Origin of the sequence: Aestuariivivens sediminis, from assembly GCF_022662105.1 — a bacterium.
Classification (GTDB): Bacteria; Bacteroidota; Bacteroidia; order Flavobacteriales; family Flavobacteriaceae; genus Aestuariivivens; species Aestuariivivens sediminis.
In genome coordinates this window covers 160,381-179,730 of sequence record NZ_JAKMCP010000006.1, presented here as the reverse complement: position 1 = coordinate 179,730, position 19,350 = coordinate 160,381, and the positions used below count along the sequence as shown (strand labels likewise).

Genomic DNA, 19,350 nt, shown 5'->3' with positions numbered 1-19,350 from the left:
TACCTTATGTAAAATATTGGTTATTAAAAGTTTGGTTTATTAATTTTCATTTTAATTTGTGCACTAATATAAATTAAAATCTTTGAAATGTTAAAAAAATCCGATGAAATGCACAAAATTTTAAACTCGAACCAAATTAATATTTACATTTACATCCTATTTTCTTTAAGTATTTAGCCTCAAATACAATATATTTGCTGTTATACAATAAATTTTACATGGTCCCTACCACTACGATTGAAAATAGATATATTAACAGAGAAATTAGTTGGTTACAGTTTAATGCACGTGTGCTTCAGGAGGCATCGGATGTTACCGTCCCATTAATTGAACGGTTACGGTTTTTAGGAATATTTTCAAACAATTTAGACGAATTTTTTAAGGTACGCTATGCCACAGTAAAGCGCATCGTGGAAGCCGGGAAGGGCGGAAAAAGTGAATTGGGAGGCATAAGAGCAAAGGAATTGCTTGAAATTATCACGAAAATTGTAATTGATCAACAAAGTGAAAGTTTAGATATTCTTGAAACCATCACACAAGACTTAGAGAAAGAAGGCATCTATATTATTGATGAAAATCAAATTGACCCGCATCAGCATGAATTTTTGCGTGATTATTTCATTAAAAAGGTGAGTCAGGCTTTAGTAACTATAATTTTGAATGACTCGGTTTCAATTCCAAACTTAAAGGATAGTGCAGCCTATTTAGCGGTTAGAATGGTTATGGATGACGACAGCAGACAGTTTGCCCTCATTGAAATACCTAAAAACATGAACCGCTTCGTGGTTTTACCCAAGCAGGGAAATAAGCATTTTATCATAATGATTGATGATTTGCTCAGACACTTTTTGGCGGATATCTTCAGTATTTTCCATTATAAAAGTATTTCGGCCCATATGATTAAAATTACCAGGGACGGGGAATTGGATTTTGATAGTGATTTAAGTAAAAGTTTTGTTGAAAAAATTTCTGAAAGTGTCAAGCATCGGCAAATTGGGGAACCTGTTAGGTTTGTATATGACAAAACTATAGATAAAGAAACTCTGGGGTATTTAATGTCTAAAATGGGTATAGATGATACCGATAGTATTATTCCTGGAGGCCGATATCATAACAGACGCGATTATATGAACTTTCCGAGCTTGGGGCGCACGGATTTGTTATATGATAAAATAGAAGCCTTACCTATTCAGGGACTGGACTTGGAGTCTAGTTTGTTTGAGGGCATCGCTAAGAAAGATTATTTGCTCTATACACCGTATCATACGTTTTCCTATGTGGTAAAGTTTTTAAGGGAGGCGGCCTTGGACCCTAAAGTTAAGACTATAAAAATTACCATTTATCGATTAGCCGAAATTTCGCATATCGCCAGTGCTTTAATAAACGCAGCAATTAACGGTAAAATGGTAACCGTGTCTATCGAGTTACAAGCCCGTTTTGATGAGGAAGCCAACATTAATTATGCGCAACAAATGAAGGATGAAGGTGTTAACCTTATTTTTGGGGTAACTGGACTCAAGGTCCATAGCAAAATGTGCATTATAGAACGAGAAGAAGGAAAAAAAATAAAACGTTACGGATTTATAAGCACGGGAAACTTTAATGAATCTACGGCTAAAATTTATACAGATCATACCTTATTTACTTCTAATCAAAGTATCCTGAGAGATATTAATAAAATATTCAATTTCTTTAATACCAACTATAAAATATACAAATACAAGCATGTTATTACGTCTCCTCATTACACAAAAAGCTCTGTTTTTAAATTGATTGATAATGAAATTGGAAATGCCAGGGCGCATGATAATGGATTTATCAGACTAAAATTGAATAGTATTTCCAGTTATGTTATGGTTGATAAGCTTTATGAAGCCAGTAGGGCCGGTGTAAAAATACAAATGATCGTTAGAGGTTTATGCTGCTTAGTGCCCGGGATAAAGGGGATGAGCGAGAACATTGAGGTTATAAGTGTAGTTGATAAATTTTTAGAACATTCCAGATTGTATATTTTTGGTAACGGAGGTGATCCTAAGATTTACATTTCGTCGGCAGATTGGATGACCAGGAATATTGATAACCGGGTTGAAGTAAGTTGCCCTATTTATGATGAGGATATTAAACAAGAAATCATTGATCATTTTAACATTAGCTGGAGTGATAATGTAAAGGCCAGGGTGCTGGATGCATCTCAAAATAACAAGTACAAAGTGGACGATAAAAAAAGAGTAAGATCTCAGTTTGCACTCTATGATTATTATCGAAAAAAACTAAAGGAATAATATGCTTTCAATTAAAAAATATGCAGCGATAGATATTGGTTCCAATGCTGTTCGACTTCTTATTGCAAATATCATTGAACAAAAAGGTAGACCGGTTCAGTTTAAAAAAAACTCATTGGTACGTGTACCTATTCGCCTGGGAGCTGATGTATTTATAAAACAGAGGATTTCAAAAGAAAACACGCAACGGATGTTGGATACGATGTTAGCTTTTAAATTGTTAATGCAATCGCATAAAGTGGTGAAGTACAAAGCTTGTGCTACATCAGCTATGCGGGAATCCAAAAATGGGAGCCAAGTAGTGAATAGGATTTTAAATGAATCAGGTATTAATATAGACATTATTAATGGTGAGGAAGAAGCTGCTATTATAGCGGCAACAGATTTACACAAGTACATAGACCCTAACAAAACGTATTTATATGTTGATGTTGGGGGTGGTAGCACCGAGTTTACCGTGTTTGACAAAGGACATCCTGTGAGTTCAAAATCTTTCAAAATAGGTACTGTTAGATTGCTGAACGACATGGTAGTCAAGGAATCTTGGGTTGAATTGGAGGAATGGATAAAAGCCCATGTTAAGGATTACGACAAAATAGCTGTTATAGGTTCCGGAGGAAACATTAATAAAATCTTTAAGATTTCAGGTAAGTCTCTCGGTAAACCACTGAATTATTTTTATTTAAGCTCCTATTATAAAACTTTACAGACCTACTCTTACGAAGAAAGAATTACCGAATTGGATTTAAATCAGGATAGGGCAGATGTTATTATCCCAGCATTACGAATTTATTTATCTGCCATGAAATGGAGTGGGGCCAAGTATATTTATGTACCTAAAATTGGATTGGCCGATGGCATTATAAAGAGTATATATTACGATACTGTTTCGAGTAATACACAGTAAAATTTTGCAATTCACCTTTAAAATATACTTTTATTAACAAAAAAATATATATTCGTTGCCTAATTGTTTGTAATAACATTAACCCAAATTTATTAATTATGAAAAAAACACTACTTTTTTTCCTACTGGTTACTTTTTCAGCGTTTTATAGTTTTTCTCAAAGCACAAAGTATGGTGTTAGGGCTGGTATGAATGTATCCAATATGGACTTCGATCCGGATGCATCATTCAGTAATCAACACAGAAATGGACTTATGATTGGTTTTTTCGGTGAATTTGGCCTATCCAAATCAGTGGCTTTCGCACCGGAGTTGCAGTTTTCGTCTGAAGGGTCAAAGGCAACTGACTTTAGACTGGACTTTATTCAAATACCTGCAATGTTTAAATTCAGGTTAAGTGAAAAGTTTCATTTAGGCTTGGGACCCCAAGCTGGAATAAAAGTCTATGAACATGAAGACGGTATTAAAAACTTTGTGTATTCCGGGGTTGGAGGTATAGAATTTAAGTTATCCCATACCTTATTTTTAGATGCCCGCTACACATACGGTTTTACAAATGTACTTGAAGATGATGTTCCCTTTGAAGGAAGAAATACAAATATCCAATTTGGATTTGGGTATAAATTTTAACCATGAATGGTCTCGGAGGTTCCGAGTTTAGCCATTATTTGCGCTTCATAATCAAGAAGTTGTTGCCATTTAGCATCAACTTCTTGTTTTTTGCCATATTGTCTGGCAAAACCCAGAAACATGGTATAGTGGTTTGCCTCACTTACCATTAACTTTCTGTAAAATTCAGCCAATTCCTTATCTTGAAGTTCTTCGGAAAGTAGTCTGAAACGTTCACAACTTCTGGCTTCAATTAAGGCCGCATACAATAAACGGTGTATTAATTGGGTTGTCCTACTTCCTCCTTTTGGGAAAAACTTTACCAATTCAACAACGTATTGGTCTTTTCTGTCTCTGCCCAAAACCCAACCTCGATCAATAATTTTATCATGTACCATTTTAAAATGGCTTATTTCTTCCTTTACTAATGCGATCATTTCTTCTACCAATTCTGTGTACTCCGGAAAACTCACAATTAGGGAAATAGCTGTGCTTGTTGCTTTTTGTTCACAAAAGGCATGATCGGTAAGAATTTCTTCTATATTTTTTTCAACAATGTTAACCCATCTTGGGTCTGTAGGTAATTTTAAACCAAGCATGATTAAATATTTAATAGGGACAGATTAATTTCATTTATTTTAAGAGCGCCCAAATCGTCTACTGTCAAGACATAATCTTTACAACGAGTCGATTCAGGTATGCAAAAGGAAACATTGATATTTACACTATGTTTTGTGATGGATTCATAATCTATCCATAAAAACTGCATAATGGCTTCCTTCCAGAACCAATCGGTTTCAAAATTCTTGAATAGAGCTTTGTTTATTAAAACATCCAAAATTGAAGTTCCTTGTTTAGAAATGACCAACCTTGCTTCAAAATTATGGTAATAATACCACATATTGGTTTTTGGGGGTATGGTCTTTTTTATGAGAACGGAGTCTTGAGGCAGGGTGTAGTATTTTATTTTTATTCTAAAATTATTATTTAAAACAGTATCGGTATTAATTTCAGTATAAGATTGAGGGATGTATGCTATTTTATGAGAAAATGATTCAAAGAGGTTATTCTCTTTGAGAATTTCCGTATTGGTTTGGTATACTCTATCCCTACCGTCACAACAGGTCGTCACTGCGGCAACAATAAGTATTAAAAACAACATCCGATTTATTTTTAACACCCTATACATCTAATCCAAATGTTTTCTTTAATAATTCTATGTTGGGATTTTTTTTCTTTAATTTATTGAACTTTTCAATGGCGGTATACACAAATTCCTTTTCTTTATGTTCATTAACGGCAATATCTAAATAAATGTCATAATTGTTCAGTGATTTTCTGACATATGACAAAATATCGTATTGATTGGCCAATAATTCCTTTTTGTTGGTCTCGTTTGGGTATTCTAAATAAATAGTGGTCTCTTTTACCTTTGGAGTGTCAATTGATAGAATCGACGCCAGATTATGCTTACCTTCATCTTTTAGTTCTTTGGTAAACCTGTTCCAAACTGCAATAAGTTCTTTTTCAGTAAAATGATCTTTTGGTAGGTTCTCGTCGTCCACTACGACATCAATCTGTTTGATTTGATACTCTTTTTTGGCTTTAATGCTGCTCAGAGAAAGCCCTGAAGTTGACTTTTTTTCCCTGTTAATAGTTATTTTGGGACGTTCTAAAACCACAGGGGAAGACATTTCATTTTTTGAAGAAACGGTTTGTGAGATTTCAACTTCCAGATTTTCCGAAATAAAATCATCATTTTTTTTAACACCTTCATTTTCCACTTGAAGGGGCCCAACATTTAACTTTTTAAAGTGGATTGGAGGAATTATAAAGAAGTTAGACTTTTTTTTTTCTCCATCAAAGGTGATAGAGGCAAGCTGCATTAAACATAATTCCACTAGCAAACGTTGGTTTTTACTGGATTTATATTTAAGATCACAGTCGTTTGCCAGCTCTATTCCTTTTAATAAAAACTCTTGCGATACCTTTTGGGCTTGTTCTAAATACTTTTCTTTTGTTAGTTCACCTACTTCCAAAAGTTCAATTGTCTTTGGGGTTTTACACACCAATAAATCCCTAAAATGAGAGGCTAGTCCGGCTATATAATGATGACCGTCAAAACCTTTTGACAATGTTTTATTAAATTGAAGTAACAGTTGTGGAATTTTGTTTTCCAGGATTAAGTCCGTACTGGAAAAATACGTCTCATAATCCAATACATTTAGGTTTTCAGTTACCGCCTTTCGGGTTAGATTTTTACCAGAAAAACTAACAACACGATCAAAAATGGACAGGGCATCACGCATAGCACCATCCGCTTTTTGCGCTATAATGTGCAGCGCATCATCTTCTGCATTTATATCTTGTTGTTCTGCAATGTATTTTAGATATTCCTTAGTATCTTTAACGGTAATGCGCTTAAAATCAAAAATTTGACAACGAGATAAGATGGTTGGGATGATCTTGTGTTTCTCAGTTGTGGCCAATATAAAAATACAATGTTTAGGAGGCTCTTCCAAGGTTTTAAGAAATGCATTAAACGCTGATTGGGACAGCATGTGTACTTCATCTATAATATAAACCTTGTATTTTCCAACTTGCGGCGGAATACGAACTTGGTCGGTTAGGTTTCTTATATCATCAACGGAATTGTTCGAGGCTGCATCTAACTCAAAAATATTAAAGGCAAAATCTTCATCAGTATTTTCATTTCCTTCGCTATTAATCATTTTAGCCAAAATTCGTGCACAAGTGGTTTTGCCGACACCTCGTGGTCCGGTAAATAGCAGTGCTTGAGCTAAATGATTGTGTTCAATGGCATTCAGTAATGTATTGGTAATAGCATATTGTCCAACCACATCCTTAAAAGTTTGAGGTCTATATTTTCGGGCCGATACCACAAAATGTTCCAATATTCCTAAATTTTATTTGCCATTATTTGCATGGAATAACAAAGTTAAAAATTCAATTCAGAATTCAGAATTCTGAATTCAGAATTTCATTGGAGTTATTAACAATTTATTTACTTTTGTTGTGAGGTAAATCGCCTTGTCGCTTCTATGTTTGAAACATTTCAGCATAGGGGAGGAAAGTCCGAACACCATAGTGCACCATAGTGGTTAATAACCACCAACCGTAAGGTTAGGAATAGTGCAACAGAAAGAATGTACAGGTCATGCTGTAGTGAAATCGGGTAAACTCTATGGGGTGAAATGCCATGTAAACCAGTGCTCGAGGGTTGCACGCTCAATGCTGGAGGGTAGGCAGCTAAAGTGTTTTGGTAACAACACACTCAGATAAATGACAAGGGCTCTGCTGAAGAGAACAGAATTCGGCTTACAGATTTACCTTAAAAAACAATAGTGCGGTTTTTTACCGCACTTTGTTTTTAGTTTTCAATACCGGATCTATTTAGGAGCGTAACTTAAATCACGTCTTATTTCACCCGTAACTTCATACATTTTTGAAGCATTGTTTAACACCTTGTTAAACACTTCAAAGCGTTCAGGGCCAAGAAGTTCTTGATTTGCTTTAGATTTTTGAGCTGAATCTATATCATCTTTACTCGACATGGCTACCAAATAATAGTTATCCATAGCACCAAAGGCTGTTCGGTAAATTCTATAATAGTTTTTAGAACCTTTAGACGCGAACATGTCCTTCACTCCTTTCATGGCCTCTTTCAGGTTTTTGCTGTTCTCCGGAGTATAATGGATAAAATAATAGTTTCTGTAATCCTGTCCTTCCTGGGTCTGACTAATTCCTTCGGGCATATAGGTTAACTCTTCATCCAGAACAATGATGTAGTCTCCATGAGAGTCATAACATTTATCAAACCTATCAAAGAGTTTACCGAAATCATCGCCCATGGCTTTTGCCATATCCGCAAAGGGACGCTCATCCATTTGGGCAAAATTTTCCAAAGGAGATACATAAAGGTATTTAAAACCGTCCATGGTTGTTGTTAGCCATTGTGTTTGTACATTGTGCATTTTACACGCTTCATTAAATTCTTTGGCTACCTTTTCATATTCCAACATCATGGATGGTCTTACATTGTCCTGATGTACGCGATAAAATTTTTGTGCTATGGCTATATAACCTGTAAAGCAAATGGCAAATACCAAAATACATGTGTTTCTTAATGTTTTCATAATAAATTTAGTTTATTGTTTTTCCTAATTGCTGCATCATATTAAGTTGATCGAAATACACGTTCTCTTCGTCTATTTTGCCCTCTCCGTTAAAATGTAAACGAGATAGTCCAGATATCTTTACCTTATTTCCCGTGGCTGGACTTCCATTAAATTCTCCAGTGTTGGTTCCCGTCATTTCCCAATGTACAAAAATGGTGTTTCCGGCTAAACTGGACCTTTGTGGGTTGCTTATTTTAAAATCGGGGAATCCCGTGAAAAAAACGTTCATACTGGATACTAAATCTTCGGGACTCGCTGAATCCTTTACATCATTCATATACCGTACATAGTCCTTAGCCAATATATCAGCCAACACAGAAGAATTCTTGTTATTTAAAAATTCATTCACGAAAACATCAAGCTTAGCATTGGCCTCTTTTTCTTCAATGGGCATATAATTAACTTTCTCAATTTCTTCAAATGCATTTTGAATAGGAGCCGTGTCATAATAGGCATATTCTTGAACAATTTTACCATCAATAAACTGCAATGTGAGGTGTACGGGGATATTTATTTCCTTGTTGGTCACTTTTGTAATTCCTTTCCAATGGTTCCAATAGTTTACCCAAGTTCTACCTTTAGGATCTATGATCATTTCGATTTCGTTTATGTTGTCATTAAAACCATAGGATTCAATATTAGCAAGCATGCTTTTGAAATTTTCCATAGTTTCATCAGGAGATAACCCTTTAGTGGAGTTATGAAATATTTTGGCCGTATCAGAAAAATTAGCTTTCCAGGTTTCCCAATCTTGAGATTCATAGGCCTTTATTCCCGCTTTTACGGTTTCAATTTCAGGAGAATTTTCGAAGTAGCGTTGTGGAGCATTCTGGCAGGCAACGAATGCCAATACTGCCAGCATTAAAAAAAAGAATTTTTTCATGAGTTGTTGGTTTAGTTAATAATTGATTGCCACAGATAATTAGGAATAAAAATTAACCTACTTGAATATAACGTTCAAATAGAAATTAATTTTAGTAAGTGATAGACCTTGGGTGTGCTATCTAAAGGAGAATTCTAATGTACTGAAAAAAACGGAATTAAAAAAATAAGTTAGTCGGTAGTTTTGGTAAAAAAACTGAAAACACTACCACCATAGCTTTTAGAATATTTAAAATTTAAAGCCTTGGATAAATCGGTATGTTTAGAATGTTCTATAACTAACAATCCATGGTTGGTCAGGAGGTTATTATGGAAAACTAATTGGGGGATTTTGTTAAATTGTTGCTCATCGAACCCATATGGAGGGTCTGAAAATATAATATCATATTGAATGGAAATCGTTTCTAAAAATTTAAAAACATCACTTTTAATCGTTTCAATAGGCATATCAAATTCTTTTGCGGTTTGGGTTATAAATTTTATACATCCAAAATCTTGGTCAACACAAGTAATGGCTTGTGTGCCTCTGGAGGCAAATTCATAACTTATATTACCGGTCCCTGCAAAAAGATCTAATACTGAAATGTCGTCGAAATAATAATAGTTATTAATGATATTAAATAGAGATTCCTTTGCCATGTCTGTGGTTGGGCGCACAGGCAAGGTTTTAGGTGCTTTTATTTTCCTACTTTTATATTGTCCTGAAATAATACGCATTAAAAGCTATTTAAGATGACAAAATCCGAGTGATTTTGTGAAGGTTCTTCCGTAAACTTGTAATTATTTGGAGGTGCACCAAAATCAACATGTCTCACATATTTATAACAAATGTGATATAAGTCGCTATCTCTAGAAAGGTCTCCCAACAATAATAATTGATGCTGTTCTGGGTTTAACTCCAGTTGTTCATAAGTGAATAAAATATAGTAAATAAAATCTTCCTTGTTATGGTATTCAAAGGTGTTATAAAGTATCAGTTTTCCTTGATCAACAACGACAATTTCAAAATGGTTGAGACCGACATGCACATACACCATTGTTGATTTCCCCTTTTTTTCCATAAAGAGAATATTTTCTAAAAGGACAGTGGAAAAATGTTTGTAAGTAAAGGCACCGAAGGTATCGTAAACAAAGTTATTAATATTCACATAAGGGACATAAACATTAACCATGTCATTAATGGTGTCGTAAGCAATGAAATCTGTTTTTAATATTTTGGAATTAAATTTTAAATAATCAGCTAAAGCATTTTCATCGAATAAGTCTTTTGAAACTAATGTAGAAAGTTCATTGGTATGTAATACACAAACCGAGCCAAAGGATTGATTTAATGCCTGGTCAACCCTGAAAGTCTCTTTTAGATAATCTAAAACTTCTAAAGGATTTAGTTTTTTATCAAATTCAATTTGCTTTAATGAGGTTATGACCTTTTTATCACTATCCAGAATACAAAAAGAAAGTCCACTCAAACTTATTTGAATGGACAATTTATGATTTGTATTTTTGTGTAGCTTTTTGTTAATCGGCACCATAGGTTTTAGGCCAGTTTCCATTTGTGTTCACTTCCTCCATTGAACCCACTTTAATCGCATCTCCATTAACAGCTTCTACAGAAACTACTTGATTTTCTTGATTTACAAGATCTTTATCTTGGTCATTTAAAATTACTGCCTTTTTAACAGAAGCTTCAAAAACAGGGATTTTAATATCGTTTTGATCTAAAAATCCAGCTTTTAATTCAAATTTGGCACCATCTTGTCCAACAGGAACATTCATCATAGTTTTATAACGGTTATCACTGCCAAATAATGAGTCTTTTACAGATACAAAGCCTAAGGTGTCAATTATTACTTCATCTTTAAATGTTTCAACTCCACCAAATCGCTTTGTCATTTCAACATCCAAAACACTAGTGTCACGTCTTTGGGTAATGGTAAATTGAGCGGTATCAATAAAACTAACCAAATTGTCAAAATTATTGGCAAATCTACCGGTAACTTGCTTATGGGCTAATTGCGCATCCCTGATATCAATAAGACTTTTAATAACCTGGGCATAACGCTTATTCTTTATCTGATTGAACTGAATGGGTTTGTAAACGGACATAAATGTATTATAAGCTAAAAATCCTATAACAACCCATAAAACAATCATTACAACTGGCCTAAGTTTTGAGGGGATAAACTTATCAATTAACCATACTAACCCAATAGTAACAAGAATCGCAAGAACAATGTATAAAATCATCTCTGGAGTATTAAATTTAAATTTACGGTTTTAGCAAATCTACAATTTTTTTTTAATCGTAAAAGCCATTGCGACTAAAAATCATTTCTATCTTTGGGATATTTATTATTTGTAGCCCATTTTAAATGACCTCAACTGAGTTTTATTCACTTTTAAAAAATCAATTCCCGTTCTTACCAACTTTAAAACAGGACCTTGTATTGCAACAATTATCGGAATTTATTTTCAGTAAAGATCCAAATGGACTATATGTACTTAAGGGATATGCTGGAACTGGTAAGACAACTATAATAAGTACTGTGGTTACTCATTTATGGAAAGCCAAAAGAAGTGCAGTTTTAATGGCTCCTACAGGAAGAGCCGCCAAAGTAATTTCTAATTATTCCGGTAAGGAGGCCTTTACCATTCATAAAAAAATCTATTTTCCCAGAAAAGAAAAGGGGGGTGGTATTAAATTCGTTTTGCAACCCAACAAGTATAAAAGCACCATTTTTATAGTTGATGAAGCTTCAATGATTTCAGATACTCCAGGAGAATCCAAACTTTTTGAAAATGGATCTTTGTTGGACGATTTGATGCAGTTTGTTTATTCTGGACACCAATGCAAACTATTGCTTATCGGTGATACGGCCCAATTACCACCAGTTAAATTAGACCTTAGTCCGGCATTAAATGATAATATGCTGAGTATAAACTACAATAAAACCATTGTAAAAATGGAACTTGATGAAGTGGTTCGTCAAGAAGAAACATCAGGAATACTTGAAAACGCTACCCGCTTACGAGAAGTTTTAGAATCTTCGTTTTATGAATCTTTTAAATTTAAGTTAGGTACCCATACCGATATTGTCAGACTATTGGATGGACATGAAATAATGGATGCCATTAACGAGGCCTATAGTATTCTTGGAAATGAAGAAACCACCATCATTGTAAGAAGTAATAAACGAGCCAATTTATACAATCAACAAATAAGGAGCCGAATTCTTTTTAATGACCATGAACTCTCAACAGGGGACTATTTAATGGTCGTAAAGAATAATTATTTTTGGATAAAGCCAACATCAGAAGCTGGATTTATTGCAAATGGCGATATCATTGAAGTATTGGAAATTTTTAAAATTGAAGAACTCTATGGTTTTCGGTTTGCTGAAGTTAAAATTCGTATGGTCGATTATCCAAGAATGCGCCCTTTTGAGACCGTATTACTATTAAATACCATTGAGGCTGAAACACCTTCACTATCCTATGAGGATTCGAACAGACTCTATCAAGAAGTCATGAAGGATTTCGAAAATGAAACAAGCAATTATAAAAAGTTTTTAAAGATAAAAGGAAACAAACATTTTAATGCCTTACAAGTTAAGTTTTCATACGCCATTACTTGTCATAAATCACAGGGGGGCCAATGGAATACTGTATTTGTGGAACAACCGTATTTAATTAATGGCATAGATAAGGAATATTTGCGCTGGTTGTATACAGCAGTTACCAGAGCCCAAAATAAATTGTATCTTATTGGTTTTAATGATGATTTTTTTGAGGAATAAATAGAAGTAATTATACTATTTTTGAAGCAAAGATTAATTGTTAAAACATCAAGGGATGAAACGAAAATCATTGAAAGTTCTTTAAACCAGTCGAAATAAATAAATCATATTCTGGAATGATATAGGCAGTTAATGCCCTCAAAGTCAAAATAGTTAAACACATGAAAATAATATCAATGATACCTGCACGTTATGCTGCATCGCGTTTCCCGGGTAAACTCATGCAGGACCTAGGTGGAAAATCGGTAATACTGCGAACCTATGAGGCGACTCTTGCGACAAAATTATTCGATGATGTCTATGTCGTTACCGATAGCACCATTATTTTTAATGAAATTGTAACGCATGGAGGTAAAGCCTTAATGAGCAAAAGAGAGCACGAGTGTGGCAGTGATAGAATTGCAGAAGCAGTTGAAGATATGGATATTGATATTGTTATTAATGTTCAGGGTGATGAACCTTTTACCGAAAAGGAATCTCTGGGAAAATTAATTGATGTGTTTAAAAATGATGTGGATAGGGAGGTTGATTTAGCCTCACTTATGGTAAGGATTATTGATGTAGAGGAGATCAAAGACCCTAATACAGTTAAAGTTATTGTGGACCAAAATAATTTTGCCCTTTACTTTTCTAGAAGTGTAATACCTTATTCCAGAGATGCCAGTGCAGAAGTAAAATATTACAAACACAAAGGCGTTTATGCATTTAGAAAGGAGGCTATACTTGATTTTTATCGTCTTCCAATGTTGACCCTTGAGGCTTCAGAAAAAATTGAATGTATCCGGTATCTGGAATATGGTAAACGAATAAAAATGGTTGAAACATCTGTTCAAGGTGTGGAAATAGATACTCCGGAAGATTTAGAGCGTGCAAAAAAACTTTGGAAATAAACAAATTATTTTTTTAATGTTAAAATTTGAAGTGTGAATAAGAATTATGAGAATATAAAAGTTATTGGTTTTGATGCGGATGACACGCTTTGGGTAAATGAAACTTATTTTAGGGAAGCCGAAGCTGAATTTGCTTTATTGCTATCTGATTATGAAACTCTCAATAAAATAGACCAAGAGTTATTTAAGGTAGAAATTAAAAATCTAGAATTGTACGGTTATGGAATTAAGGCTTTTGTACTGTCCATGGTTGAAACTGCCTTAGAATTATCTAATTACAATGTTGACACAGCCACCATTCAAGCCATTTTAAGCATTGGAAAGAAAATGCTTAGCAAACCAGTGGAACTGTTGGATGGCGTCGAAGAAGTACTAAAAGTATTATCAAAAAAATACAGATTAATATTAGCAACTAAAGGGGATCTATTGGATCAAGAGCGAAAACTCATAAAATCCGGTTTAACCAATTATTTCCATCACATTGAAGTTTTAAGTGATAAAAGGGAAGCAAATTATTCAAAGCTTTTAAGCCATTTGGATATAGAACCCTCAGAATTTTTAATGATTGGGAATTCATTAAAGTCAGATATCTTACCATTGGTGAACATAAAAGCTCATGCCATACATATTCCCTTTCATACAACCTGGGCACACGAAATGGTTTCCGTTTCGGAAACCAATGGCAAAGCCTATAGGACTTTAAAAAGTTTAAAAGATGTTTTAAAGTTATTGAATTAGTACCAAGAAACAACCTAAACACAGGGGTGTTAAAAAAGTATTGACATTATTCTGATAAAAATTATATAAAAACTATTTTTACATTTTTGTAGAAAGAAACCGAATTAAATGAATTATAAAAACTTTCCAATGGTGCCAAGAGTCATTTTTGGCAGAGGTAGTTTCAATCAATTAAGTGAAATCATTTCCCCAAAACGATTAAGTAGTGCCGCACCGTTTATCTATTTGGTAGATGATGTCTTTAAAAGTAATTCATGGCTCACATCTCGCATATCGTTGTCTTATGACGACAGAATAATCTATATTTCTACAAAAGAAGAACCGAAGACATCACAGGTAGATACATTGGTCGAAGAAATTATTTTGAGTACAAAGGCGCGACCTTCGGGAATTATAGGTATAGGAGGGGGTAGTGTTTTGGATTTGGCAAAGGCTGTTTCCATTATGTTAACAAATGAAGGGGAGACTAGGTTATATCAAGGTTGGGATCTGGTTAAGAATCCGGGTTTATACCATGTGGGAATACCAACACTATCGGGTACTGGTGCCGAAGTGTCCAGAACAACAGTTCTAACAGGTCCTGATAAGAAATTAGGTATTAATTCAGATTTTACGCCTTTTGATCAGGTTGTTTTGGACCCGGAACTTACCAAAGACGTTCCCTGCGATCAATGGTTTTACACAGGAATGGACTGTTTCATTCACTCTATTGAGTCTCTTAAAGGCACGTATTTAAATGCCTTTAGTAAAACATATGGGGATATGGCCTTTAATTTGTGTCAGGAAGTATTTTTAAATAATTCGGCATTAAGTAAAGAGGAAACAGAAGACAAATTAATGATGGCTTCTTGGCATGGTGGGATGAGCATCGTATATTCACAAGTTGGTATTGCCCATGCTATGAGTTATGGATTGTCTTATGTATTGGGAACAAAGCATGGGATAGGTAATTGTGTTGTTTTTGATCATCTGGAAGAGTTTTATCCCGAAGGTGTTCAACTCTTTAAGAAAATGAAAATGAAACATAACATTGAACTACCTCAGGGAATTTGTGCTCAATTAAGTGAAGAGGAAATGAATGCTATGATAAATATTGCTTTGGGTTTAGAACCACTTTGGGAAAATGCACTTGGTAAAAATTGGAAAAAAAGAATAAGTTCGAAACAACTTAAATCATTGTATTTAAAAATGTAACATGAAATGGCTTGCCAAACTTATTTATTTTAAAATATTGGGATGGAAAGTTGTCGGTAACACAAATTTTTCAAAACATAGTGTTAAAAAAGCGGTTCTCATTGGGGCTCCTCATACCAGTTGGCACGACTTTTATATTGGAATTCTTTTAAGAGCCGTCTTAGATATTAAAGTGAATTTTATAGGTAAAAAGGAACTTTTTGTATTTCCCTTGGGATGGTTTCTAAGACGACTTGGAGGTGCGCCAATAGATAGGCAAGCCAAAGAGAATAAAGTAAAGGCCATTGCAAAGTTATTTCAGGAAACCAACGAATTTAGAATGGCTTTGGCCCCTGAAGGAACTCGAAAAAAGGTGTCAAAATGGCGTACCGGTTTTTATTACATTGCAAAAGAGGCGAAGGTTCCCATAATAATGTTTACGCTTGATTTTGAAAATAAGCAAAACCATATATCAGCACCATTTTATCCCTCAGATGATGTTGAGGCTGATTTTGAATTTATTCATAATTTTTTTAAAGGGGTTAAAGGGAAAATTCCTGAATATTCATGAAAAACTTTGTGAGGTTGGTATGGATATTGCAATATATTTATCTATAGTACATGAAACATAAAGTAAACAATATTTGTCCCTAAAAAGAAACATATACTATAAAAAAGTAAAGCTGCTTCCAAATGAAGTAGCTTTTTTTTTTGTAATTCAGGTATCTCAGTCAAAGGATAATCATTTTTTGAAATGGATGAATTCTCAAGGAGGGCAGAATTCCAGAAAATTGCGTTCGATTTCAAGAAAAGATTATAACGCCCATAACCACAATAATCTCTTTTGCAGGTTAATCAAAAACCATCACATATTTTGGCGGATATTTACTAATTTTTGAGTCACTTGTTAAACCCTTCTTAAATTGCTCTGCTTATAAATAGAGATGTTTATTTTTATGAGCAATTAAAATCACAATTGAAATGAAAATATCAAAATTATTTGTAGTTATAACCATTTTTATAACGTCATCCTTATTGGCACAGGATCTTACTTTTGTAGAATATAATCCAAAATCCACATTGGTGATCCCCGGAAAAGTTATTAATAAAGCTAAATTTCCTTTTATAGATGTACATGGGCATCAATACCAAATGGCTAACCAGGATTTAGCCCCTGTTATCGCTGCCATGGATACTTTGAATATGGCGATTATGGTAAATCTAAGTGGTCGTTCCGGTGCGGTGTTACAACAAGCGGTAAATAATATTAATAGGAATTACCCCGACAGGTTTGTTGTGTTTGCAAACATCGACTTTAATGGGGCCGGAGCACCTGGCTGGATTGAAAAAACCATTGCTCAACTAAGGGAAGATGTTAATCACGGAGCCAAAGGACTTAAGGTTTATAAAAGTTTGGGCATGTATAATAAGGATGTAGATGGGAACCGCCTGGCCATAGATGATGAACGTCTGGCTCCTATATGGGATACTTGTGGTGAGCTTGGAATTCCTGTATTAATACATGCCGCAGACCCAAAGCCATTTTGGGATGACTTCGATGCTAATAATGAGAGATGGTTAGAATTGAAAACACATCCCAGACGCAAGCGCAGTGATGATAATCCAGCACCCTGGGAACAAATTATTGCAGAGCAGCACCATTTATTCAAAAAACATCCTAAAACTACTTTTATCAATGCACATATGGGGTGGTTAGCCAACAACTTAGGAAGATTGGGTGAGTTGCTGGATGAAATTCCCAACATGAATGTTGGCATTGCTGCTATCATTGCAGAATTGGGAAGACAACCACGGTTTGCAAGAGCTTTTTTTATAAAATATCAGGATAGAATATTATTTGGTAAGGACAGTTGGAAACCTGAAGAATTTCCAACGTATTTTAGAATCTTGGAAAGTGATGATGAATATTTTCCATATCATAAAAAATATCATGCCTTCTGGGCCATGTATGGGATGAATTTACCCGATGAAGTTCTAAAAAAAGTGTACTATAAAAATGCGCTTCGTATTGTACCGGGTTTGGATAAAAGTTTATTTCCGAAGTAATTCAAAAATAAATAGTTAAGTTGCACAATGGACTAAAGAATTTACTATTAAAAGGGTTTTAAATCCGGTGTAAGGTAGTGCTCTTTAGCAATCTGGGAATTAAAAATATCGAATCCGTAATGGGATGCCACAAGTTCCTTAAAATTGGAGTTCAATCTTGGAAATTCCATGATAAAGTTCTTAAAATTATCTGAATTTGACTTGCACATAAAATGATATACCATTTTAATAGCTGCGATCGTTAAGGTGGTATTATATTTGTCTTTTTCATTTAGGGACTCAACGAAAGCTTTCAGTTGATTTATGATGTTTTGTTCGGCTTGTATTAGCCCGTAATTGCTAATATGTAGCCAAGCCAGCCGTAAATGGGCCTCATGGTTAAATAAAGAAGGATCTAAATTACACAAAGCAAATTGTTTTTCAAATTCTTGATCTGTAAGTTCAAAGTGTGATTTCATATTGCACTAATTTAACTTAGTTTTTGATAAACATAACATAAATGTAAAAAAGGGCAAAACCTGTTAGGAATATAATACCCAAATAACTTAGTAACCGCATTAATCTTCCTGGTAAAAAGGATTGGGATATATACTTTTTACCGACTAGTTTAAAGTTGGCAATGGCTACTAAGGGCGCTATTAAAAAAGAAATCGTCGTAGCTAGGTCAATAAGGATTTTAAACTGTCCAGAAAAAAAGGCATTGACCATAAAGGAGCCAATAGCCAAAATAATTAATGAAATAATATAAATTTTGCGCGAACCGTTTTCTTGGTTTTCTATGCCTCTAAATAAAATGGCGGTGGTACGATGTAAGGTTCTGGCATAGCCATCAAAAGCCCCTATACAGGTACCAAACATGATAGAAAACGATGCCGTTGCTATAATAAGATAACTCCAGTTTCCCATGGTCGAAGTGTAAAGTTGTATGACACTATCTGCAAACCCTACACTACCGGTTGGTAAGGACTTGCCTGTACCATAAATTAAATATGCGCCTAAAGTTACAAAACAAATGGACAGAAATGCCGATATCCAGTAACCTAAATTAAAATCGAGTAAAGATTCCTTGAGGCTAGGGTGATAGTTGGTCGATTTAATTTTTTCTACGGTCCATAAACTTACCCATGTTGACATATCCACCGCAATAGGCATCCATCCCATTAGTGCAATGATAAAAAGTAAACTTGAATCTTCAAAAATACCAGGTGGCTTAAAATTTGCTATAGGTTCTGTCGGCCCTTTCATTAATGTCATTACAAATACAACAAGAGTAGAAATCAACAGTGTCATACCTATGATTTTAATAAGACTATCCAATAAGTTAAATTTACCCGAGATCAAAATTCCAACGGAAACAAGAAAAACTAAGGCTACAGGAAATAACGAAAAATTATTCCAGAGACCGGATAATCCAAAAAGGTTATCCATAAAGCCAGCTGTTACCATAACCACAGCCGCACTTACAAAAAACATAGAACAAAGTGTAATAATAAAATAGAGCCAAATGGCATAATTACCTAGTTTTTTATAACCATCAATCAAGGATTGACCGGTTGCATTGGCATAACGAGCGCTAAATTCAAAAAAAGGATACTTTAAGACATTTGCGGCAATAATAAATATTAATAGACCAAATCCAAAATTAGCACCGGCTCGGGTACTTTGGATCAAATGAGAAACGCCAATTGCTGTACTGGCAAATAAGATTCCCGGACCGAGTGTTTTTTTAACTTTTTCCCAACTCATAAAAGTATATTCGTGTTTAGGTGATTATTTAGATATCTTCACTGATTAAGAAACAGGATTA

19 protein-coding genes and 1 other RNA gene are annotated in these 19,350 nt (G+C 34.4%); 10 read left to right on the top strand and 10 right to left on the bottom strand.

Annotation, left to right across the window (positions count from 1 at the left end; all coding sequences use genetic code 11):
* The first annotated feature begins 218 nt into the window (after positions 1-218).
* The 3 genes from ppk1 to MR054_RS14505 all read left to right on the top strand — a co-directional run bounded on the left by ppk1 (position 219) and on the right by MR054_RS14505 (position 3,818).
* Positions 219-2,282: a polyphosphate kinase 1 gene (ppk1, locus tag MR054_RS14515; protein ID WP_242158521.1), complete on the top strand. Its 2,064-nt coding sequence runs from the start codon at positions 219-221 to the stop codon at positions 2,280-2,282.
* Between the two features lies 1 nt (position 2,283).
* On the top strand, positions 2,284-3,189 hold the full coding sequence (locus MR054_RS14510) for a Ppx/GppA phosphatase family protein (protein ID WP_242087327.1): 906 nt from the start codon (positions 2,284-2,286) through the stop codon (positions 3,187-3,189).
* 98 nt (positions 3,190-3,287) lie between these two features.
* Entirely contained in the window at positions 3,288-3,818 is a 531-nt protein-coding gene (locus tag MR054_RS14505; protein ID WP_242158520.1) for a porin family protein, read from the top strand.
* On the opposite strand, the gene MR054_RS14500 is transcribed toward MR054_RS14505, so the two are convergent.
* Genes MR054_RS14500 through MR054_RS14490 form a run of 3 tightly spaced genes read right to left on the bottom strand, consistent with a single transcriptional unit; the run spans position 3,815 to position 6,712 of the window.
* Positions 3,815-4,396 (bottom strand): MiaE family protein, encoded by a 582-nt coding sequence (locus MR054_RS14500; RefSeq protein ID WP_242158519.1) that lies wholly within the window; start codon positions 4,394-4,396, stop codon positions 3,815-3,817. The two genes, MR054_RS14505 and MR054_RS14500, sit on opposite strands and share 4 nt — an antisense overlap.
* A 2-nt stretch (positions 4,397-4,398) precedes the next feature.
* Positions 4,399-4,959, bottom strand: coding sequence for a hypothetical protein (locus MR054_RS14495; protein ID WP_242158518.1), 561 nt, complete (start codon positions 4,957-4,959; stop codon positions 4,399-4,401).
* A 19-nt stretch (positions 4,960-4,978) separates the two neighbouring features.
* On the bottom strand, positions 4,979-6,712 hold the full coding sequence (locus tag MR054_RS14490) for a DNA polymerase III subunit gamma/tau (protein ID WP_242158517.1): 1,734 nt from the start codon (positions 6,710-6,712) through the stop codon (positions 4,979-4,981).
* 123 nt (positions 6,713-6,835) lie between these two features.
* On the opposite strand from MR054_RS14490, the gene rnpB reads away from it, so the two are divergent.
* An RNA gene (gene rnpB, locus MR054_RS14485) (RNase P RNA component class A) lies at positions 6,836-7,155 on the top strand.
* A gap of 52 nt (positions 7,156-7,207) precedes the next feature.
* On the opposite strand, the gene MR054_RS14480 is transcribed toward rnpB, so the two are convergent.
* The 5 genes from MR054_RS14480 to MR054_RS14460 all read right to left on the bottom strand — a co-directional run bounded on the left by MR054_RS14480 (position 7,208) and on the right by MR054_RS14460 (position 11,125).
* Positions 7,208-7,954, bottom strand: coding sequence for a hypothetical protein (locus tag MR054_RS14480; protein ID WP_242158516.1), 747 nt, complete (start codon positions 7,952-7,954; stop codon positions 7,208-7,210).
* Positions 7,955-7,961: 7 nt separating this feature from the next.
* The gene (locus tag MR054_RS14475) at positions 7,962-8,879 is read right to left on the bottom strand and encodes a nuclear transport factor 2 family protein (RefSeq protein WP_242158515.1); all 918 of its coding nucleotides are present in this window, start codon (positions 8,877-8,879) and stop codon (positions 7,962-7,964) included.
* A gap of 170 nt (positions 8,880-9,049) precedes the next feature.
* Positions 9,050-9,595 carry a 16S rRNA (guanine(966)-N(2))-methyltransferase RsmD gene (gene rsmD / locus MR054_RS14470; protein WP_242158514.1) on the bottom strand — a complete coding sequence of 182 codons (546 nt, stop codon included), beginning with the start codon at positions 9,593-9,595 and terminating at the stop codon, positions 9,050-9,052.
* Complete coding sequence (locus MR054_RS14465) at positions 9,595-10,410, bottom strand: DUF3822 family protein (RefSeq protein WP_242158513.1); 816 nt, start codon at positions 10,408-10,410, stop codon at positions 9,595-9,597. Before MR054_RS14465 ends, rsmD begins: the two co-directional genes overlap by 1 nt.
* Positions 10,397-11,125 carry a hypothetical protein gene (locus MR054_RS14460; protein WP_242087310.1) on the bottom strand — a complete coding sequence of 243 codons (729 nt, stop codon included), beginning with the start codon at positions 11,123-11,125 and terminating at the stop codon, positions 10,397-10,399. The genes MR054_RS14465 and MR054_RS14460 overlap by 14 nt, the downstream gene beginning before the upstream one ends.
* A 125-nt stretch (positions 11,126-11,250) precedes the next feature.
* On the opposite strand from MR054_RS14460, the gene MR054_RS14455 reads away from it, so the two are divergent.
* The 6 genes from MR054_RS14455 (at position 11,251) to MR054_RS14430 (ending at position 17,543) form a co-directional block, all read left to right on the top strand.
* On the top strand, positions 11,251-12,675 hold the full coding sequence (locus MR054_RS14455) for an ATP-dependent DNA helicase (RefSeq protein WP_242087308.1): 1,425 nt from the start codon (positions 11,251-11,253) through the stop codon (positions 12,673-12,675).
* Between the two features lie 161 nt (positions 12,676-12,836).
* Complete coding sequence (gene kdsB / locus MR054_RS14450; RefSeq protein ID WP_242158512.1) at positions 12,837-13,565, top strand: 3-deoxy-manno-octulosonate cytidylyltransferase; 729 nt, start codon at positions 12,837-12,839, stop codon at positions 13,563-13,565.
* Between the two features lie 33 nt (positions 13,566-13,598).
* Positions 13,599-14,303 (top strand): HAD family hydrolase, encoded by a 705-nt coding sequence (locus tag MR054_RS14445; RefSeq protein ID WP_242158511.1) that lies wholly within the window; start codon positions 13,599-13,601, stop codon positions 14,301-14,303.
* Positions 14,304-14,411: 108 nt separating this feature from the next.
* The gene (locus MR054_RS14440) at positions 14,412-15,497 is read left to right on the top strand and encodes an iron-containing alcohol dehydrogenase family protein (protein ID WP_242158510.1); all 1,086 of its coding nucleotides are present in this window, start codon (positions 14,412-14,414) and stop codon (positions 15,495-15,497) included.
* A 1-nt stretch (position 15,498) separates the two neighbouring features.
* The gene (locus MR054_RS14435) at positions 15,499-16,047 is read left to right on the top strand and encodes a 1-acyl-sn-glycerol-3-phosphate acyltransferase (protein WP_242087301.1); all 549 of its coding nucleotides are present in this window, start codon (positions 15,499-15,501) and stop codon (positions 16,045-16,047) included.
* A gap of 410 nt (positions 16,048-16,457) precedes the next feature.
* Positions 16,458-17,543 carry an amidohydrolase family protein gene (locus MR054_RS14430; RefSeq protein WP_242158509.1) on the top strand — a complete coding sequence of 362 codons (1,086 nt, stop codon included), beginning with the start codon at positions 16,458-16,460 and terminating at the stop codon, positions 17,541-17,543.
* Positions 17,544-17,590: 47 nt separating this feature from the next.
* On the opposite strand, the gene MR054_RS14425 is transcribed toward MR054_RS14430, so the two are convergent.
* Positions 17,591-18,001 carry a hypothetical protein gene (locus MR054_RS14425; RefSeq protein ID WP_242158508.1) on the bottom strand — a complete coding sequence of 137 codons (411 nt, stop codon included), beginning with the start codon at positions 17,999-18,001 and terminating at the stop codon, positions 17,591-17,593.
* A gap of 16 nt (positions 18,002-18,017) precedes the next feature.
* The gene (locus MR054_RS14420) at positions 18,018-19,289 is read right to left on the bottom strand and encodes an NRAMP family divalent metal transporter (RefSeq protein ID WP_242158506.1); all 1,272 of its coding nucleotides are present in this window, start codon (positions 19,287-19,289) and stop codon (positions 18,018-18,020) included.
* Positions 19,290-19,350: the final 61 nt, after the last annotated feature.